This window comes from Phyllobacterium sp. 01N428 (assembly GCF_056399405.1).
Map to the genome: position 1 here is coordinate 67,597 of NZ_JBFTRH010000010.1, position 19,118 is coordinate 86,714.

A 19,118-nucleotide genomic window follows, 5' to 3' on the forward strand; every position below is an offset into this window, starting at 1 on the left:
ACGCTTCGGTTCATGCGAAATCAACAATTCGATCTAGGGCATTGGGCCGAAGTCACACTAACCGCACAAGTGCCGTTTGAACATTAGCCCATAGGGAGTATGCGTGACGTCGATGACTGCAATTCTACCAGCTGGGCCGGATGGTCAATTCCTCTCGAGATGAGAGAGCTCAAACAGGAGCCTGATTTTTTTGACGAGACCAGGCATGGCGTGGATGCCAGCAATCTCGGTGCTGTTTTCGAACAAATGCTTCTCCGATTGCGCCCGCCTGCCCGACGACCCTCTTCACGTGTGACCACCAACACACCGCTTCGAACGATGAGCAGCGATTGCATCTCACTGCCCTGCTCGGCAACGAACGTTCCTGCCGTTCAGCAAGTGCGTCGCTCGCCAGTTTGTCTCGACGGCTCTTCCTCTGTGCCGTCGCTGAGAACATCAGAGGTATCGCGTTGGTTTCCCGCTGAACAACGCTTGACTAGGCTATAGCCTCGGTGTCCGAAGGGATCGATATCGTCGCAATGGCCGCGACGACCGAGGCGATGCCCGCCAGAACGAATGTCGTCGACAGCGATGACGTGATCACCATGCCGGCCAAGGCCGAACCGAGAGGGAAACCGGCCAGATTCAGGCTCATCGAAATCGACATGACGCGACCGAGTTGTTGCGGATCGGTTCGACGCTGGCGAAGCGTCAGCAGAGCAACATCGATCGGACCGGACATGATGCCGGCAAGCATAAGGCCGATCGCCAGCCCGCCAAACCCAAACTCAGCTGCCACGGGCCATGCCGCCAAGGCCGTAATTACCATTCCGATAGCCATAATGTAACGCTCGCGACCGGTTGTTCGCAGGTGCCCGGCTAACAGCGCACCAATCCCGCCGGCAATGCCCATCGCAGCCCATAGGAAACCTGTCACCGAACTCCCAATGGAGGTGTCGTAATGGTTGGCGACAAAAACCGGAACGACGACATAGAGAACGCCCCATGTGATCTGGTACATCGAATAGGAGATGGCAAGGCCGCGCAGCGTTGATTGTCTGGCGACGATCTGGATACCTTCCCACGTCTGTTGCAGAAACGAAGCCTGCCTTGACGCCAGACCTGGAAGGAACGGCACGAGGGACATACATATTGCCGCGCTTGCATAGAAGAGGGCGATCATAGACATCGCACTTTCAGGACCAAGCCACGCGACAATAATGCCAGCCATTGCTGGCCCGACGACATCAACGACGGCATAGACTGCCGTATCCAGCGCATTTGCTCGATCGAGTGCGTGAGACGGAACCAATCGAGGCAACAGAGTGCGGGTGCCAGCCGCGCCGAGCGGACCGGCGAGGGAAAACAATATCACCAGAAAGAACAGGACCGGTGGCGTCGTCGAGTCGAGCCAGCTCACGATACTGATTGCGGCAATGAATATGGCGCTGGCAATCATGTCGATCTTGACGGCTATTGTCGGTCCGACGCGATCAAGCAAAACGCCTGCGATCGGACTAACCAGCAGGCCAGGCACGATTGCCGCGAAGGTCAGCCAGCCGGCCAACGCCGGTGACGAGAACCGCGCCAGCACGAACAGCACCAGCGTGAGAATGAACATGCGTCCGGCCAGACGCGAGAGGGTAGCAGCGACAATGAGAGGCGTCAGACCGGGAATTGTAGTGAGGGCTCGGTATGAATTTTGCTGTTCCATCGTGACCTGCTGATGGTTGGATTTTTGAACAATAATTAAGTGTGCACGGAATGTCCGAGCTGAATGCAATGCAAGTATCACGCAGTTCGCAGAATGCCCAGACGGGGTAGTTCCCGACAGACAGATCGACCGAGGCCGAGCTGTTTTGCGGCTTCTGACGGAGATGTTTTAGCTTCGATGAGTTTGATAGCTGCGTCGATCTTTTTTGTGTCGAGGGGTTGGCGGCCTGGATCACAACCAGCTCGGTTTTCGCCCTGCAGCTTTGCACCCTTCGTCATCCCGGTGGCCTCTGGCCCGAATCCTCGGCGCGATCCCGGCTTCGATGGGAGATGCAATCAAACGACACAACTGTCCACCCGGCGCGTCGGCCATTCCCACAGTAATCAATCAATCTCCGAAATTTCCCTCAGGCGAATTGCAGCCAGACTTTTGAACTCACCTTCCGGATATTTTTGAAGGTAGGCTTCGAACGCGGCCGGGGAGTTGCTCTCTTTTATCGAGTTCCAGAACTCGAGTTCCACGGCCCGGTCCTCAGCGGGGACAGCCTCTGGTTCCTCAGCTTTTGCCAGGCGGGCGCGAGCCAGCGCCACAAATTCACCTTCGGGAAACTGCTCAAGGTAAGCCTCGTATTCCGACGGATCCTTAGTATCCTTTATCGACTGCCAGAACGTAAGTTCCACTTGGTTAGACGTGCCCTTGATCGTGTTGCTGTCGTCGGATAGTTCAATGCTTCCCCTTGAGGGCATGGCGCGAACATCGAGAAGATCAGGGCTTGCCTCGGGATCGAAGCAGACACGAAAAATCCGAACGGGGCGCGCGATATTCTTTACGGCGTGTTCACCAAGATCCTCGAACTGGTAGTCCACCCTGTCACGCAGGTGATCGCGCACACCGCGCGTGACGCAAATACCGCCGGGTTCCGCCTGTGCCTCAAGGCGGCATGCGACGTTGACACCGTCACCAAAGATGCCGCCATCCTTGACCATGACGTCGCCGACATTGATCCCGATCCGCCAGAGCATTTGCGCCTGTTGGGGAAGGGATTTATTGGCTGCAGTCAGGGACCGTTGAATGGAAATTGCACAGTTAACGGCGTCGACGATACTGCCGAACTCCGCGAGTACGCTATCGCCAGCCGTACCGGATATCCCGCCGCGTCCCGCCGCAATAATCTCATCGATGATAGCCCGGTGCGATGACAACGTCGCAAGGGTGCCTTCCTCGTCTTCGTGCATGAGCCGTGAATAGCCCTCGACATCGGCAGCAAGGATGGCAATCAACTTGCGATCGAGCGGAGGTGCTTCCATGGCCATGATCTCAACGCGCTCCGTCTGCACGGCCAGGCTGGTTTTGGGATGGTTGGCGTGCTCCCTGAAACGATTGTGAAAGGTTGTGGTTCCGCCAGGCCTATGGGATGCTCATTGATATAAATCAAAACGAGCATACGCATGTTTTGGCGCGCCTGGAGGGGCAATGGACAGTTCCGGTAACATTCAACACGATGTGTCGACCTTGAAGACCGATGGAATCGTCGGCAAGAAATCAGCCTTTCCCCGCGCGTGGGCTGAACAGATGCGCGAAGACATGATGACCGCCTTTTGGTCTGCAATACAGCGGCCGGGTGGAGCTGTCGGACGTGGTCCGCGGCGGTGGTATGTCGAAATTCATCCCGAGGAGTTCGGCGGGTTCGTTGATCTGGTCACGCATCCTTGGGTCACTGCGATGTGCGAAAATGTACTTGGCCAGGATTATCAGATCGTTGAGATCGGGTTTGATGTCCCATTTCAAGGCGCGAAATTCCAGCCATGGCATCGGGACTTTCCCTCGCCTGTCGACACCTATGTCGAGCGGCGCATAACATCGCTTGCGTTTAATTTGACAGGCGTTGATGTTACCGAGGATATGGGCCCGTTCGAAATTGCGCCCGGAACACAATATATCGACGGTCGCGAGTGGAAACACGAGATGTTTCCAGCAAAGACCGTATGGCCGGAGTTTCAGACAAAAGCAGTGCGCAAGTTCCCGCAGCTTGGCGACGTCTCCTGTCGTTCGGCGCTAACGGTGCACCGTGGCACGGAACACGCCTCTCCAATAGCGCGGCCAGTCATGGTCCTTGGCGTGGACGCCCCGGGAGCGGGCCACGCAGAACTGCACGATCTCATGGTGACCAAGGGCTATTTTGAAAGCTTGCCGGACTCGGTGAAAAGGCATTTGGTCTGCCGGGTCGTCGATGAGTTGGTGCCGGTGACGCAGAAGCACGACATCGAAGGATTGGTGATGGGAGCCGATCCGGTCTGAACCACACGATTGCAATGCCAGCTAAGGACGATTTGCATCCCCAACTGACCGCGGCGCTTCAACTGCGCCGCGGTCAGGGCCTATCATTTCATTTTAACATTTGGCTCGCGTGACCACAGGCGTAGCTTGCCCAGTGTCGCAATAAAGGTCGCGACATCCTTGCCATCCGATAAGAGGATCACCCCTTCATCAAGGTCGCCGGCAATACCGGCCTTATCGAATAAAGGCAGGGCGGCGTCGTTGTGACCGATGTATTTGCAGTGTGCGAAAGCATCGGCGACGAAATCCCTGGCCGTGGATTCTTTGACAAGAGCGGCCGCACCTTCAAGGGAAGGCAATATGGCCACTGCGTCATATAACACCGATGGCCCACCATCGATCATCTGGTCACCTTTTATCAGTGTACCATCGCTGCCGCGAACTCCCCCAACGACGGGGGTGATAATTTCAAACACCGCTTTTTCGGCGACAATGGCCTCTTGCAGTTCCTTGACGATTGCCGCATCGAACCCGTCCGTCAACAGAATGCCGAGCTTTCGTCCCTCGAACCGCCTCGGACCTCGGTTCACGATGCTTAGCGCTGGGGAGGGGTCGAGATCCTGCCTGGTGGGCATAGCGGCGTCCGCGGCCTGTGGCATGGTTTCAAGTCCAAGTCCTTGGGCAACTTTGCTTGCCAACGAATCGTCGATATTGAGAAGATGTGAGACAACACGTTCGCGAATTACCGGGGTTTTGACCTTGCTGAGTTCAAACGTCAGCGCGGCGGCGATATGTTTCTGCTCGGGCAGGGTCTGGCTGATGAAAAACTGTCGCGCCTGGCTATAGTGATCTGCAAAGGACTCGGCCCTCAGCCTGATCTTCTGACCGGATTCTCCATCGGCAAATGACCGGAAGCCTCGCTCGGGCGACTGGCGCGGACCTACTCCCCAGGAGTTCGGTTGGTAATTGACGCGGCCCGTCGGATTGCGCATGGCCATGTGGCCGTCCTGCTGGAAATTATTGAACGGGCATTTGGGTGCATTGATTGGAATATGTGTGAAATTTGGTCCGCCAAGACGCTTTATCTGCGTATCGAGATAGGAGAAATTCCGACCCTGCAGCAACGGATCATTGGAAAAATCGATCCCTGGGGGAACGTTCTGCGTCATGAACGCCACTTGTTCGGTCTCGGCAAAGAAGTTGTCAGGCATTCTATCGAGCACGAGACGGCCAACGGGTATCGGCGGCAGAATTTCTTCAGGTATGATCTTGGTCGCATCCAAAATGTCGAAGTCGAAAGCATCGGCAAAATCCTGGTCAAAAAGCTGGACCTGAAGTTCCCATTCCGGAAAGGCGCCGGACTGTATGGCGTCCCACAAATCGCGCCGATGGAAATCGGGATCGGCACCATTGATCTTGACCGCCTCATTCCATGCCACCGACTGCAAGCCAAGCTTTGGCTTCCAGTGGAACTTTACGAATGTCGATTCATCATTGGCGTTGACCAGGCGGAAGGTATGAACACCGAAGCCTTCCATGAAACGGAAGGAACGCGGGATCGCCCGATCCGACATCACCCACATGATCATGTGCATGCTTTCCGGCGTCAGGCTGATGAAATCCCAAAAGTTGTCGTGGGCTGACTGGGCCTGCGGAAAACCCCTGTCCGGTTCTTGCTTGACCGCATGAACCATGTCGGGAAACCGGATTGCATCCTGAATGAAAAACACCGGAATATTGTTTCCGACCAAATCCCAGTTGCCCTCTTGCGTATAAAGTTTAACTGCGAACCCGCGCACATCGCGTGCAAGGTCGAATGAACCCTTGTTGCCCGCGACTGTTGAAAAGCGAACAAACGCCGGTGTTTTTTCTCCCGGACGTTGAAAGATGTCGGCTCGGGAATATTCCGCCAAAGACAAAGTGTCGTATGTCTCGAAATACCCGTGGGCCCCATATCCGCGAGCGTGCACGACACGTTCGGGGATGCGTTCGTGATCGAAGTGAAAGATCTTTTCGCGGAAGTGGAAGTCTTCCAGCAAGGTGGGCCCGCGATCCCCGATCTTCAACGAGTTTTGATCGTCTAAGATGGGTCCCCCCTGGGCTGTGGTCAGTATGGGTGTATCACCGGCGGCTTCCTGATGGAGTTCGCCGCCGGCGCCCCGCCGTAACTTTTGATCGTGGATCGTGGCTTCGTTTTTGGGATCGGATTTGTTGGTCTTGGACATGTGTGTTCCTTGAATTGCCTGCTTGATCGGCAAAGTATTTTTAGGATTTTACTTTGATGATTTCTTTTTTGCCGATCCCAAGGTGTCGGAGAGAGCATCCAGATCGGCGTCCGTCTGGATTTCCTCCTGCAACGTGGCCTCGAGTAAATCGGCCGCATCGGTTAGACCCAGCAGCATCGCGAGCTTTTTCAAAGCGCCGTATCGGGCCATTTCATGATGCTCGACTGCTTGAGCTCCGGCAGCGAGCCCTAGGTCCAGTGCAGAACTGTCCTTGTAATCGGCGATAATCTGATTGCCTTCCTCGATAAGCGCGTCAATCGCAGGGCAAGTTTTACCTTTTGCGGGTTTGCCGGATAATTCAAAAACTTGATCCAAACGATCAACGTGAACCTGCGTTTGATCGTAGTGCTTTTGAAACGCCGCGCTAAGTTCCTGGGATTTTGCAGCAGCTGACATTGTTGGCAGCGCTTGGAGGATTTTCCGCTCAGCGTAGTAAATTTCTTTTAATCCGTCGTAATAAAGATCTTCCAGCATCTTGGATTGCATCATTTCACCTCTCCTGTTGTAGTTACTTAACAGGTGGGTCGGGCTCTTGTTCCGCAGCAGACAAGTTTAGATCTGACTTAATTTTCCGAGGGACATTCGAGCGCAGCGCCAGGTTGCCACCTGCACTGCGGTAGCGGCGGTCGGCGCACCTTGTGGAACCGACCGTCCGAGTCCAACCCCAGCCTGCAAGGCTCGCTTAAGCGCGGCGCTGGATAGGTGCGATTTGTCTCAGATAATCTTGAATGAGTCGCCCACAACGTGAATAACCTGATCGTCGTTGAGACCGAGGCACATTGTGCCGTTGCCTTCGAAGGCTGCGTAGGTCTTCTGAACCAGAGCGCTGAAGCTGGCATGATCCATATGCGGCAGGATCGAAAAATTCACCAGATTGAGGCCGATATCGTTGGTTTCCTCGGCCTTTGAGCGGTCATCCAGCGCGTCGGCATAACCGATGTCCGGTGTCGCAACGATCGAGCCGGCGCTGGAGCCGATATAGACCAGTCCTTCGCTAATCCGCACCCGCACATGGTCAAAGAAGCCGCTTTTGCGCATATGATGCAGAAGATAGAATGTGTTGCCTCCGCTCATGTAGACTGCGCCGACCGTATTCAGCGCTGCCTTCACCTCGTCCGGGGTCTTGCCGACGAGGTCGTATTCAATCACCTCGAAGCCCATTTGTTCAAAGGGGCGATAGTGGCTCTCATAGTCCGGCTTCCATCCTTCGCCATAGGCCGCCGTCGGAACGATCATGATTTTTGTGCCCGCAAATCTGTCTGCAAGGATCGTCCGGATCTTCGGAAAACCCGACGTGAGTTCAGAGGCCAGCAGTAATTCCTGTGCTTTCATAAAGTCTAACAAAACTGATTGTTCTTGGAGGAGCAACCCGTTTCGCTCGAGATCAGCTTCTCCGATCAGGGATTGAGCACAACTTTGATGCAGCCGTCCTTCTTGTCGCGGAACGTTTTGCTTTCCTGTGACCGAATTCCGTCAATCGCCGCCGGAGACTAAAATTGGAGGGCGGCGATAGTGGCACCGCCCGACCCAAGTCGGTCAAACGATCATGCCGTACGGTTTCGGACAAAACGTAAGGGGCCGGAACATCTCGAGAGTCTTCCAGTTTGCTTTCCTCGTGGCTGAAAGCGCGCAATGGGAGAGGTTGAATGACATCCATGATCGTTATCAGCTTCCATCTGGCCATAACGGAAATCCTCGGCCGCAGCGAACAATTTTCACCGAGGAGCGAGGTGCAGAATAACTGGACTTGGCAACACACGGTCGAACGGTTGCGAGGGCTAATCGCTTCTCACAGAAAGTTTCACTCCGACAGGAACATTGAAAGCAAGCGGTCGTTAGGCCTAGACAACCAACAGGAGCGAATATGCTTTGGTCCAATGTGAACCGTCAATTTTCCGCCGACATGTTGCCGGTTCTGGAAGGCCCGATTATCTGCTTTTCACACTTGCGATGGGACTCGGTTCGACAGCGCCCCCAGCATTTGATGGAGCGGTTCGCCAACCAACGGCAGGTGTTTTTCTTCGAAGAATACATACCTACCGATCACCACCTGGCATATTTCGAGATCCATAGTTTTAACGACTCTCCGATAAAGTCGATCCGGCCCCGCATACCCGGAGATTGGGACAATGCCCGGCGCGAAGCGGCGTTGGCGAAAATACTCGACGAGATAATCCTGCTTCTGTGTTCGGCCAAACCCATCCTTTGGTTCTATACGCCGATGATGTTTGCATTCGCCCGGCACGTTGACGGTGCGGCAATCGTTTATGATTGCATGGATGAGTTGGCGAGCTTCAAGTTTGCCCCTTCTGAACTCAAGCATATGGAGCGTTTTCTTATAGGCCACGCTGATGTCGTTTTCACCGGTGGATTTAGCCTTTACGAGTCAAAACGACTTCTCCATGAAAACATTCATCCCTTTCCGTCGGGGGTTGAAACAGATCACTTCAAGGCGGCACGAAATCCTCTCTTTACTCCCGTTGACCAGGCGGTTATTGGAGGCCCCCGACTTGGATTTTACGGGGTCATCGACGAGCGGCTTGATCTTGAACTGATTGCCTTTGCAGCGCGCGAGCTTCCCGAATGCTCCTTTATTTTTGTCGGACCCGTCGCCAAGATCGACAAGGCCGAACTGCCCGTTGCGCCGAACATCCATTATCTCGGGCAGAAGGATTATGCTGAGCTGCCCGCTTACCTGGCGGGGTGGGATGTGGCCCTTATGCCATTTGCTCTCAATGAATCGACGCGGTTCATCAGCCCCACCAAGACGCCCGAATATCTTGCCTCCGGCCGGCCGGTCGTCAGCACGAAAATCACCGACGTAGTTCGTCATTACGGCGATGTCGACGGCGTCCTTACCGCCGCGACACCGAGCGAATTCGTAGCCGCCTGCCGCAAGGCTCTCAAGTTGCCGAAAGGCGACGCGAGGCGGATTGCCGCGATCGATGCACGTCTGGGCGAGATGTCATGGGACAGTATCCAGCAACGCATGCAGGCCATCGTAGAGGAGGTAATTGAGCAGAAAGGACACCCGCTTGGCAGAGAGAAACGCCGCGACAATCGGGTCTTCTCGATAGCAAACCCTGGCAAGCCCCCTTTTGACTATCTGATAGTGGGTGCAGGGTTTGCCGGCTCAGTGTTGGCGGAAAGGCTCGCGTCAGCCGGCCACCAAGTGCTCATTTCGGATCGCCGGTCTCACGTGGGCGGAAACGCCTACGACTACTACAATGAAGACGGCCTTCTCGTTCACAAATACGGGCCTCATATATTTCACACAAACAGCGAAGAAATATTCCACTATCTTTCGCGGTTCACACAATGGCGAGCGTATGAACACCGTGTGCTTTCCAGTGTGAACGGCCAATTATTGCCGGTTCCTATCAACCGCACCACGCTCAATCGGCTTTATGATTTGCGCCTTTCGTCCGACGCGGAAACCGCAGCCTTTCTCCTGAGCAAAGCGCAAGCAATAGAGACGATCCAAACGGCCAAAGACGTTGTGCGGGCCCAAGTCGGCGACGAACTCTATGAACTGTTTTTTGAGGGCTATACCCGCAAACAATGGGGCTTCGACCCGTCGGAACTTGATAAATCGGTCACAGCCCGCATTCCGACGCGCACCAACGACGACGATCGTTATTTTCTCGATACATTTCAGGTGATGCCTCTCCACGGATACACACGAATGTTCGAAAATATGCTCGACCGTCCAGGAATTACGATCGAGCTCGCCACCGATTTTGAACAGTTGAGGGATCTGCGCCTGGCAAGCCATACGATATTTACGGGGCCGATCGACGAATACTTCAACTTTCGTTTGGGAAAACTTCCATACCGCAGCCTGAATTTCCTGCACCAGACAATAGATAGAGAACGGTTTCAAGATGCGGCCGTGATCAACTTTCCGTCCGAAGACATCCCCCATACGCGGATAACCGAATACAAGTATCTCACCGGCCAGTCACATCCGAAGACCAGTATCTGTTACGAAACGCCTTGCGCAGATGGTGATCCCTATTATCCGATCCCACGTCCTGAAAACCAAGCGATCTACAAGCAATATGAAGCGTTAGCGAAGCAACAATCCGATGTAAGCTTTGTCGGCAGGCTCGGAACGTACAAATACTACAATATGGATCAGGTCGTTGGTCAGGCGTTGGCCACTTTCAAACGCTTGATGCAGCAGGCCGGACATGTAGACCCGATGCGAAGCGCCGATCAGGCATCGAATGCTTGATTGTGCGAAAGCCCACATCGTCCTCGCGACAGATAGTCTTGATCCGTCGGGCATGGGCGAGCACATGCTGGCATTGGGTCGCGCGCTGTCGGATCGTTTCGAAATGACGCTGGCGCTGCCGGGCTTATCCCGCGGCAGGCCGATGATGGCCCGTGCAAAGCAATACGGCATGGCGGTAAAAGTCCTTGATCGCGACTTTTCCACCTGGCTGTCGTGGGCTCGCGTCGACCTGCTTCATGTTCACGCCGGCATCGGTTGGGAGGGACACGATCTTGCCCGCGCGGCCCTTGCCATTGGATTGCCAGTGATCCGTACGGAACACCTGCCGTATGTCCTGACGGATGACGAACAAAAGGAACGCTACTTTGAGGGAATAGCCAATATCGACCAAATCGTCGTCGTTTCAAAAGCGTCGGAGCAAAGCTACCGCGAAAACGGAATAACGGGCCTTGAACTGACGACGGTCTTCAACGGCGTTTATCCGCTTGAGACGACGAGACCGCCTAAAAGCATAATTGAAGATCTCGAACTTGAAGGGGCGCGGGTGCTGCTGACAACGGCAAGGTTCACGCAGCAGAAAAATCATGCAATTTTGATAGAGGCGCTTCCGGCAATCGTTTGCAACCATCCTGATGTCCTGCTTCTCGCGGCGGGCGAGGGGCCGCAGCTCGACACGATACGTTCGCTCGCTGACAATCTGGGTGTGGGCAAGCACGTGCGGTTCCTTGGCCAGCGCAGCGACATCGGCAATCTGATGAGCATTGCTGAGTTTTTTGTTTTGCCTTCGCTTTTCGAAGGGCTGCCCCTCGTTGTGCTTGAGGCGATGGCGGCCGGGGTTCCGGTCGTTGCCTCGAAAGTGGGCGGGAATTGCGACGCTCTTGGAGAAGACCATCCTTTCTATTTTTGCCCGACCGACGCGGTTGGGCTTGGCGAGATGGTGTGTTTTGCCCTGTCCCGTCCGGACCTTGGTGAAACGACCGCCAAGGCAGCACGACGCCGGTACCGCGCGCAGTTCAGCGCAGAGCGCATGGCTGCCGAAACAGCAAGCATCTACTTGCGGCATCTGCCCCAAGGGTCCCCAATCCGGAGAAAGACAACTATGGAAACTGTTCGAATCGGGTTCATAGGCGCGGGCGGAATTGCCCGACGCCACCTTGATATCATCTCCGGTTTCGATGATGTGCAATTGGTAGGACTCGCGGACCCCGATCTGGAACGGGCCAACAGCGCCGCTAGCGTCTTTGGTATGCGTGGCTTTCCTGACGCGCTGTCGATGCTGGCGGAATGCGAGATCGACGCCGCATTTGTCTGTGTTCCGCCCTTTGCGCATGGCGATATCGAGCGGGAGCTCGCAGAGCGCAGAATTCCATTTTTCGTCGAAAAGCCACTGTCACTCGACATCGAGACCGCTGAAGAAGTCGCTTGCCTTGCCGAAGACCTTGTCACCGCGGTCGGCTATCACTGGAGATATCTCGATACAGTGGAAGAAGCACGCAACCTGCTGATTAGTAAACCGCCGCAACTGGTGGCAGGCTATTGGCTAGATCAGACGCCTCCGCCGCGCTGGTGGTGGAAGGAAGCTGCAGCGGGCGGACAGATTGTCGAACAAGCCACCCATATCATCGATCTTGCCCGCTATCTCGTGGGTGATATCACCGAGGTTTCAGGGTTATCCAATCACCTCGAAAGGGCCGACTTCCCTGGTCTCGATGTGGCGACTGCCTCGGTCTCAAGTCTCAGGTTCGCAACCGGGGCCGTTGGCACGATAAGTTCGACATGCCTGTTGCGTTGGGGCCACCGCATCGGGCTGCACCTCTTCGCAGACGGACTGGCAATCGAATTGTCCGAGCGCGACATCATGGTTGACGTTGGCGCCGGACGCCCCTCCCGAACCGCTGGGGGAGACCCGGTACTGCTGCAGGATCGCCACTTCATCGACGCAGTGAAAGGAAGACCCAACAATATTCGCTGCCGATACCGGGATGCACTTCAAACCCATCGTGTGGCGCTTGCAATAAGCGATTCGATGCGCACCTGCCAAACCGTAACGATTTAGCCGGAGAACGAACGCAATGTCCTACGGTCGGTCCATTCGCTCTTTGGGTATTGAAGCCCCGGAACGCGCCTACTACTTCGAATATGAGGAAGAACCACCAAATGGCGAACAGCTTCAGCTTGATACGCTTTTCAGTGGCCTTTCAGCGGGAACCGAACTCACGTTTCTGAAAAACACCAACCCATTCTTCCATAGCCGCTTTGATGCCGAACGGGGCGCCTTTATCTGCGGCGAGCCCGCTTTGCGCTATCCAGTTCCCTTCCTCGGATACATGGAGGTCGCTCGCATTTCCCGTTCGCAAGTGCCGGATTTTAAGGAAGGTGACATTGTCGCCACAACGTACGGCCACAAATCCGGACATATCGCCAATCCGGATTCGGAATTATTGGTGAAGCTTCCGGATAGTCTCGAGCCGATACTTGGAATCTTCGTTGCCCAAATGGGGCCAATCGCCGCCAACGGCATCCTGCACGCCGATGCCGAGACCGCAGGGCAAGATATCGCCCGACTGGGACAAGGCATCGAAGGGCGTCCTGTCATCGTAATGGGAGCCGGCACGGTCGGCTTGATGACTGCGCTCTTCGCCCGCCATTGCGACGCGGCCGATATCATCGTTGCCGATCCGTCACCGTTTCGCAGGGCAAAGGCTGAGGCGATGGGATTTAAGGCAATGAGCGAAGAACAGCTATCTGAACACGCCAAACGATCGTGGCACCATGGCGGCAGCGACAGGGGCGCCGACTTCGTCTTTCAAACGCGCGCCCATTCAAAAAGCCTCGATATTGCATTGAAAGCCCTCCGCCCGCAGGGAACTGTTATAGACCTTGCATTTTACCAGGATGGCGCGAAAGCCTTGCGCCTCGGAGAAGAATTTCACCACAACGGCCTCAATATACGATGTGCGCAGATCAACCGCGTCCCCCGCGGCTTGTCGCATCGGTGGGATCGCCGCCGGCTTGCCCGCGAAACCATCGTGATGCTGCAGCGTGAGGGACCGCTGATTTTGGAACACATGATCACCGACGTCATCCCATTCGATGACGGGGCAAAGTTTTTGAACGATCTTTCGAGCCGGCGCCGCGACTTCATCCAGGTGGTATTCAAAGCTGATGTCTGACGCGAACGCACCTTCCCCGGTCCGTCTCCTGTTCGTGTTTGCCTGGCTCGTCGTCGGGGGTGAGGAAACAGAAGTGCGCCTTCTTGCGCGTCACCTTGATCCAAAGCGTTATATTGTAGATGTCGTTGCCTGCTTTCATCGACCCGGAATGACGGAGCAGACGCGCGACCAGCTAATTGCGGCGGGGATCGACGTCGACACAACACCTTACGAGCTGTCTTTCGAAGACACCATTGATTATCTCGCGTCGAAAATCCCGAACTATGACATTGTCATTTCCTGCCAAAATGTCGCCGACATCTATCCAGCGTATGAGCGCTTGCATCTGCGTCCACCGCTGATCGAGCACGGCGGGTTGGTGTCCGAGGCTTTGGCCGGACCCAAACACTTCACGGCGCGGTATGTAGGTGTCTGCCGGACCATTCGCGATGCTGCTGCGTCAAAGATGCCAGGGCGGCCGCATCACGCTCTCGAGATACCTTCAATGGTTGACCTCACGGCATTTCGGCCAAGCGTAAGGCCATCCGTCCGCGCGATGTTAAAACTTGGCGAAGACGATGTCCTGATAGGGTGGGTGGGTCGTCTGGACCGGAAAAAGAAGGTGGAGAACTTCATCGAGGCCGCCACGATTGTGCATTCCAGTAATCCGAAAACACGCTTCATCGTTGTGGGTGGTCCGGACGCTTTCATGCCGGATTACGAAGTCGAGCTCAAAGACCTGGCGCGACAACGCGGCCTCGACACGGTTTTGACATTTCTTGGGGATCGCGACGACGTTCCCGACCTGATGGCCGCGATGGATATCTTCGCGTGGCTTTCGACGGGCGAGGGCATGCCGCATGTGATCGCTGAAGCGGGGGCGGCGTCGTTGCCGGTCGTGGCCACTGCGGATAATGGGAGCATTCAACAAATCACGGACGGAACGTCGGGCTATTTTGTGCCGCATGACGATCCGGCGGCCGCCGCGGCAAGAATTCTCATGCTGTCAAATTCGCCGGAAGCGCGGGTAAAGACAGGCGCAGCGCTGCGCCGGCGAGTAGAAAGCAAATACAGTGTCGAAGCAGTGGTACCCATGTGGCTCCGGCTGTTTCGAGAAGTCCTCGCCGAGCGACCGCGCGGCATATGTTCGGGTATATTCGCTTCATTCATGCAGGCAGGCTTCGAGTGTTCTACACACCGCTTGCGCGCTCGCGAAACCGGGATCCCGGGCAAACGTCTTGACCTGATCGCATCGACGGGCCACGACGTCATGGCAGAACAAGATTATAATCTCGTTTCCCGTTACAATATCCGAACGGTCAGGGACGGCTTTCGCTGGCATCTCGTCGAAAATTCGCCGGGACAATACGATTGGTCCAGCGCACTTCCGCTGGTTCGGGCATCAGCGAACTCCGGCACCCAGGTAATATGGGATCTGCTTCACTATGGCTGGCCAGATCACATCGATCCGTGGCGCCCGGAGTTCGTCGGCAAGTTTGCGCGATTTGCAAAAGCTGCCGCCGGTCTCATTCGTGGTGAGAGCGACGAAACCCCGTTTTATTCTCCAATCAACGAGATTTCATTCCTTGCATGGGCCGGGGGAGACGCCGGCTATCTCAATCCATTTGGGAGCAGGCGCGGCTTCGAACTCAAGGTTCAACTCGCTCGCGCTGCAATTGCTGCGATGGATGCCATTCTGGAGGTCGATGCACGCGCGCGTTTCGTTCACTGTGACCCCGTGATCAATATCCCTCACGATCCATCGCGTCCCCATGAACGATCTATTGCCGAAGGCCATCGTCAAGCGCAGTTCCAGGCATGGGACATGTTGTGCGGGCGCGCCTGGCCGCAGCTTGGCGGGGATAACAGATATCTCGACATTATCGGCGTGAATTATTACTCAAACAACCAATGGTTGTATGGGGGCGAAACGATCGACACGGGCCATTCCCGGTATAAGCCGTTTCGATATTTTCTCACCGAGACCTATGCGCGCTATGGACGCCCCATATTTGTTGCGGAGACTGGAATAGAAGGCGACCGGCGCGCGTCGTGGCTTGCCTATATGGGCGACGAGGTAAATGAGGCTATGCGGGCTGGCGTTCCTATTGAGGGCATCTGCCTTTATCCGATCATCAATCATCTTGGCTGGGATGACGACAGGCCGTGCGAGAATGGCCTGCTTTCTTGGGATCACACGCGAACGGTGCATTTACCGCTCGCCGAGGAACTTTCAAGGCAGAGCCTTCGGTTTGAGAATTGATTAATGCGCAAGTCACGCGAATGCCGTGATTCAATCTAGCGGCCAAGTGTATGTTGATGTGGTGATAAACTCTGAACAACTTGCCATCGCGCAGGTACAAACTTTGTCCCGTCTCTGTCATCGGAAAAAGCGGTGACCCCATCTGTTTCTTCCGTTTTTCTTTGCGCACCGTCCTGTGCATCTCTTGCAGCGAGCAAGGAGACGACAGATGACTCATATCAAAATCGAAGACGCAGAAATTATCGTTGTTGGTGGCAGCTCGGGCATGGGGCTGGCGGTGGCGCGGCGGTTGCTTGCAGAAGGAGCGTGTGTGACGATTGCCGGCCGAAGTGGAGAAAAACTGACGGCGGCGCAGCGGGAACTCGGTAATCATTCCGGGCTGTCGACCGCGATCCTTGATATATCGTGCGAAGAGGAAGTAGCCGCCTTCTTCCTGGATCGCGGTCCAGTTGACCACATCGTCAGCACCGCGGCGGATATCGAGGGCGCCTACCAGCTTCTGCCGGACTTGCAGATATCGGCGGCGCAACGGGTGGTAGAGAGCAAGCTTTACGGGCCTTTGTTGCTGGCGAAATACGGTGCGCCAAGCCTGCCACCTTCGGGTTCGATCACCTACACATCCGGTGTGGCGGCATATCGGCCGGCAGCGCGCGGTTCGGTCGTTGCAGCCGTCAATGCGGCCCTGGAAGGCTTGGTGCGGGCGCTCGCGGTGGAGCTTGCGCCATTGCGCATCAATGCCGTGTCGCCCGGATGGGTCGATACGCCTATCTGGAGTTTCGTTGCGGGTGAGGCCAAGCAGGCAACATTGGAGGCGATGGCAAAACGTCTGCCGGCGGGCCGTGTCGGTCAGCCAGAGGATATTGCCGATGCGATCCGTTTCCTCATCGGCAACGGCTTTACCACTGGTGCTATACTGCATGTCGAGGGCGGGCATCGACTGATCTGAGCGAACCCAGATCCTGGCTCGCCGCAGCAAGTATCAGGGATAGCGCCGCCGGCTGGATGCGCCGACGCCGCCAAGCCATGATCAGCGAGGTGGTGGGGGTAGCACCTGGCCAAGGCAGGATCCTGATAGTGCCTTGCTTCGCATCCGTGCCGAGCGCGAGGCGGGGCACGACGCCATAGCCGGCGCCGGATGCAACGAGCCGCATGATTGTCGCGATACTGTCGGCCTGTGTGGATATGCGCGGCGCGGCGATGCCGGCGTCGGCAAATGCCTGATCGAAGAGATGGCGGTAGACACAGCCCGTTTCGGTAGCGATGAAGGGCAGGTGGATCAGATCCTCAAGCTTCTCGGGCGCTACGGCCTTAGAATTACCGCCCGCTATCAACGCCAGTGGTTCGCGCGAAAGCAGGCGCCCGACGAAACGTTCGTCGCGAAGGCCTCGATCGAATGTGATTGCCATGTCGATCGAGCCTTCTTCCAGTTGGCGCTGCAATTCGCCGCTGCCCCCGATTTTCAGTGTCAGGTCGATATTCGGGTTCACGTGCCGAAAGCGCGAGAGGAAGACAGCGAGCTTTTCGGCCGCAATCGTCTCGAGCGTGCCGATCCTAAGCGCGGATTTCTGGAGTTGCGCCGCGGCACGGGTTGCGGCCTTCGCCTCGTCGTTCAACGCCATGATTTCCTCGGCATAGGCCCTTAGTACGTCGCCCGAGGATGTCAGGATCACGCCCAACCGAGAGCGCTCGAAAAGTTGAACGCCCAATTCTGCCTCGAGTGCCTGCATCTGGTCGCTGAGGCTTGATTGCGCGAGGTTCGATTCCTTGGCAGCGCGGGTGAGGTTGCCAAGCCGTGCGACCGTTAGGAAAGTTTTCAGTTGGCGTGGGTTCATTATCAGCTCCGCTTATCGGGAAAATTGGACAATGAGCCTATACGAGCGGTTGTTCGCAGGCGACCGTCTGACGTGATGAAGGACGTTCTATTTTTGCGCAAGCGGACATCGTGATCTGATCTAGTGAGCGGGCGTCTTCACGTTGCGAATACGGGCGTGACTTCGAGCAGCAGAGAGGCTAGGCTCGGATACCATTCGCCATCACGAAGAGCGCGCCGCATGCCCCGCTTTCTCGCCGTCTACACCATGAAGCCCGAAGATGTCGCCCGCTTTCGCAGCCTGCCCAAACAGGAGCAGGACGCGATCGATACCGTCGGGTTTAAGCAGTGGACGGACTGGGAGGCGAGAAACGCCGCCTCGTTCCCCGATCGTGGCGGCATGGTCGGCAAGACGACGCGTGTGACAAAGGACGGCATCGCCGGCGCGGTTAATCCCTTCTGCGGCTATATCGTCGTTGAGGCCGAGACTATCGAGGCCGCCGCCCGTCTCTTTGAGAACCACCCGCATTTCACCGTCTTTCCAGGAGACGGTGTGGATATCATGCCCTTCGTCACCGAACCCGCGTCCTAGCCTTCGCCCTGGTCGCATACGTGATGGCGCGATGCTTACTCTCGCAAACGCCTTAGCAGGAACACGATGACGCGCAGACGAATTTCGCAGGACGTCTGATATGGGCGCGACCTCAAGCCCGAGAACCGTTGGCGTGCGGCAATTCCTTGACCTTGAACAGCAGCGCGACTGGATAGCGGGCAAGATTGACTTGCCAGACACGAGCGACCGCTCGGAGTCCCTGGAACAGCGCTTCAAATATGTCGCCCGCTTTGAGAAGCTCCTTGGTCGCCCGCAAGTAGGGGAAGTACTGGCGCTTCTTGGACTATACGGTCCAAACTGCATTCCGATACCGCGCAGGACCGAGCGCTACTACTGGTCGGTTTCCTGTCTGCCGTCGACCTCGGACCAGCCGCTCGTACGCGTCAATGCAAGCTGGATGGAGCTTTTCACGCTCTATGCCCACGGCCAAGACATCCGCGCCCGATTCATCGTGCATCTTTCGGATTTCACTACAGATCGTTCGGCCTCGCCGAGCCGAGTGGACGAACGCTTTCTCGAGCAAAGTGTAGCGATGCCGGAGCACGTCAGTTATTTCTTCCCACGTGGTGCGGACATCTTCGGCATCAATGTGCACGGCTCGGTCGCGATCCGAGAGTTCCTTGCCAGCCGCCGCGTGGTGAGCGCCATTCGCACGTTCAATCTGACGCATATGAACCGAGGGCGGAACGCTTATCAGGCGAGTCATTGTTACAGCGTGGCTGATTACATGCTGCCAGATTGAGGGATTCTCTATGCGTGCCACCTGAGGCCGAATGCCGATGATCTGA

General features: G+C 56.1%; 14 protein-coding genes. 8 read left to right on the plus strand and 6 right to left on the minus strand.

Features of this window, described 5'->3' with window-relative positions:
* Positions 1 to 475: 475 nt before the first annotated feature.
* Together AC1DNI_RS20870 and AC1DNI_RS20875 are read right to left on the minus strand one after the other, a co-directional pair.
* Entirely contained in the window at positions 476 to 1,693 is a 1,218-nt protein-coding gene (locus tag AC1DNI_RS20870; protein WP_477693279.1) for an MFS transporter, read from the minus strand.
* A gap of 383 nt (positions 1,694 to 2,076) precedes the next feature.
* Positions 2,077 to 3,006 (minus strand): adenylate/guanylate cyclase domain-containing protein, encoded by a 930-nt coding sequence (locus tag AC1DNI_RS20875; RefSeq protein ID WP_477693280.1) that lies wholly within the window; start codon positions 3,004 to 3,006, stop codon positions 2,077 to 2,079.
* Between the two features lie 160 nt (positions 3,007 to 3,166).
* Between AC1DNI_RS20875 and AC1DNI_RS20880 the strand changes: the two genes are divergently transcribed.
* Positions 3,167 to 3,991, plus strand: coding sequence for a phytanoyl-CoA dioxygenase family protein (locus AC1DNI_RS20880; RefSeq protein ID WP_477693281.1), 825 nt, complete (start codon positions 3,167 to 3,169; stop codon positions 3,989 to 3,991).
* Between the two features lie 83 nt (positions 3,992 to 4,074).
* On the opposite strand, the gene katE is transcribed toward AC1DNI_RS20880, so the two are convergent.
* From katE to AC1DNI_RS20895, 3 genes are all read right to left on the minus strand, one after another.
* Complete coding sequence (gene katE, locus AC1DNI_RS20885; protein ID WP_477693282.1) at positions 4,075 to 6,195, minus strand: catalase; 2,121 nt, start codon at positions 6,193 to 6,195, stop codon at positions 4,075 to 4,077.
* A 48-nt stretch (positions 6,196 to 6,243) separates the two neighbouring features.
* Positions 6,244 to 6,744: a YciE/YciF ferroxidase family protein gene (locus tag AC1DNI_RS20890; RefSeq protein ID WP_477693283.1), complete on the minus strand. Its 501-nt coding sequence runs from the start codon at positions 6,742 to 6,744 to the stop codon at positions 6,244 to 6,246.
* Positions 6,745 to 6,969: 225 nt separating this feature from the next.
* Positions 6,970 to 7,587, minus strand: a complete 618-nt coding sequence (locus AC1DNI_RS20895; RefSeq protein WP_477693284.1) for a Type 1 glutamine amidotransferase-like domain-containing protein — start codon at positions 7,585 to 7,587, stop codon at positions 6,970 to 6,972.
* A gap of 652 nt (positions 7,588 to 8,239) precedes the next feature.
* Between AC1DNI_RS20895 and glf the strand changes: the two genes are divergently transcribed.
* The 5 genes from glf (at position 8,240) to AC1DNI_RS20920 (ending at position 16,853) form a co-directional block, all read left to right on the plus strand.
* The gene (gene glf / locus AC1DNI_RS20900) at positions 8,240 to 10,492 is read left to right on the plus strand and encodes a UDP-galactopyranose mutase (RefSeq protein WP_477693378.1); all 2,253 of its coding nucleotides are present in this window, start codon (positions 8,240 to 8,242) and stop codon (positions 10,490 to 10,492) included.
* The gene (locus AC1DNI_RS20905) at positions 10,485 to 12,548 is read left to right on the plus strand and encodes a glycosyltransferase (protein WP_477693285.1); all 2,064 of its coding nucleotides are present in this window, start codon (positions 10,485 to 10,487) and stop codon (positions 12,546 to 12,548) included. Before glf ends, AC1DNI_RS20905 begins: the two co-directional genes overlap by 8 nt.
* A gap of 568 nt (positions 12,549 to 13,116) precedes the next feature.
* The gene (locus AC1DNI_RS20910) at positions 13,117 to 13,665 is read left to right on the plus strand and encodes a zinc-dependent alcohol dehydrogenase (RefSeq protein WP_477693379.1); all 549 of its coding nucleotides are present in this window, start codon (positions 13,117 to 13,119) and stop codon (positions 13,663 to 13,665) included.
* Positions 13,658 to 15,907, plus strand: coding sequence for a glycosyltransferase family 4 protein (locus tag AC1DNI_RS20915; RefSeq protein WP_477693286.1), 2,250 nt, complete (start codon positions 13,658 to 13,660; stop codon positions 15,905 to 15,907). Before AC1DNI_RS20910 ends, AC1DNI_RS20915 begins: the two co-directional genes overlap by 8 nt.
* A gap of 208 nt (positions 15,908 to 16,115) precedes the next feature.
* Positions 16,116 to 16,853 (plus strand): SDR family oxidoreductase, encoded by a 738-nt coding sequence (locus AC1DNI_RS20920; RefSeq protein WP_477693287.1) that lies wholly within the window; start codon positions 16,116 to 16,118, stop codon positions 16,851 to 16,853.
* Here AC1DNI_RS20920 and AC1DNI_RS20925 read toward each other — a convergent pair.
* Positions 16,816 to 17,739 (minus strand): LysR family transcriptional regulator, encoded by a 924-nt coding sequence (locus AC1DNI_RS20925; RefSeq protein ID WP_477693288.1) that lies wholly within the window; start codon positions 17,737 to 17,739, stop codon positions 16,816 to 16,818. The genes AC1DNI_RS20920 and AC1DNI_RS20925 overlap by 38 nt on opposite strands.
* A gap of 219 nt (positions 17,740 to 17,958) precedes the next feature.
* Between AC1DNI_RS20925 and AC1DNI_RS20930 the strand changes: the two genes are divergently transcribed.
* Entirely contained in the window at positions 17,959 to 18,309 is a 351-nt protein-coding gene (locus AC1DNI_RS20930) for a hypothetical protein (protein ID WP_162737289.1), read from the plus strand.
* 100 nt (positions 18,310 to 18,409) lie between these two features.
* The gene (locus tag AC1DNI_RS20935; RefSeq protein ID WP_477693289.1) at positions 18,410 to 19,072 is read left to right on the plus strand and encodes a hypothetical protein; all 663 of its coding nucleotides are present in this window, start codon (positions 18,410 to 18,412) and stop codon (positions 19,070 to 19,072) included.
* Positions 19,073 to 19,118: the final 46 nt, after the last annotated feature.

Excerpts from the sequence above, each read along its gene's own strand:
- AC1DNI_RS20910 (WP_477693379.1), top strand. The coding sequence starts at position 13,117 with ATGACTGCGCTCTTCGCCCGCCATTGCGACGCGGCCGATATCATCGTT.
- AC1DNI_RS20925 (WP_477693288.1), bottom strand. The coding sequence starts at position 17,739 with ATGAACCCACGCCAACTGAAAACTTTCCTAACGGTCGCACGGCTTGGC.
- AC1DNI_RS20905 (WP_477693285.1), top strand. The coding sequence starts at position 10,485 with ATGCTTGATTGTGCGAAAGCCCACATCGTCCTCGCGACAGATAGTCTT.
- AC1DNI_RS20935 (WP_477693289.1), top strand. The coding sequence starts at position 18,410 with ATGGGCGCGACCTCAAGCCCGAGAACCGTTGGCGTGCGGCAATTCCTT.
- katE (WP_477693282.1), bottom strand. The coding sequence starts at position 6,195 with ATGTCCAAGACCAACAAATCCGATCCCAAAAACGAAGCCACGATCCAC.
- AC1DNI_RS20920 (WP_477693287.1), top strand. The coding sequence starts at position 16,116 with ATGACTCATATCAAAATCGAAGACGCAGAAATTATCGTTGTTGGTGGC.
- AC1DNI_RS20870 (WP_477693279.1), bottom strand. The coding sequence starts at position 1,693 with ATGGAACAGCAAAATTCATACCGAGCCCTCACTACAATTCCCGGTCTG.
- AC1DNI_RS20915 (WP_477693286.1), top strand. The coding sequence starts at position 13,658 with ATGTCTGACGCGAACGCACCTTCCCCGGTCCGTCTCCTGTTCGTGTTT.
- AC1DNI_RS20880 (WP_477693281.1), top strand. The coding sequence starts at position 3,167 with ATGGACAGTTCCGGTAACATTCAACACGATGTGTCGACCTTGAAGACC.
- AC1DNI_RS20895 (WP_477693284.1), bottom strand. The coding sequence starts at position 7,587 with ATGAAAGCACAGGAATTACTGCTGGCCTCTGAACTCACGTCGGGTTTT.
- AC1DNI_RS20875 (WP_477693280.1), bottom strand. The coding sequence starts at position 3,006 with ATGGCCATGGAAGCACCTCCGCTCGATCGCAAGTTGATTGCCATCCTT.
- AC1DNI_RS20930 (WP_162737289.1), top strand. The coding sequence starts at position 17,959 with ATGCCCCGCTTTCTCGCCGTCTACACCATGAAGCCCGAAGATGTCGCC.
- AC1DNI_RS20890 (WP_477693283.1), bottom strand. The coding sequence starts at position 6,744 with ATGATGCAATCCAAGATGCTGGAAGATCTTTATTACGACGGATTAAAA.
- glf (WP_477693378.1), top strand. The coding sequence starts at position 8,240 with ATGGAGCGGTTCGCCAACCAACGGCAGGTGTTTTTCTTCGAAGAATAC.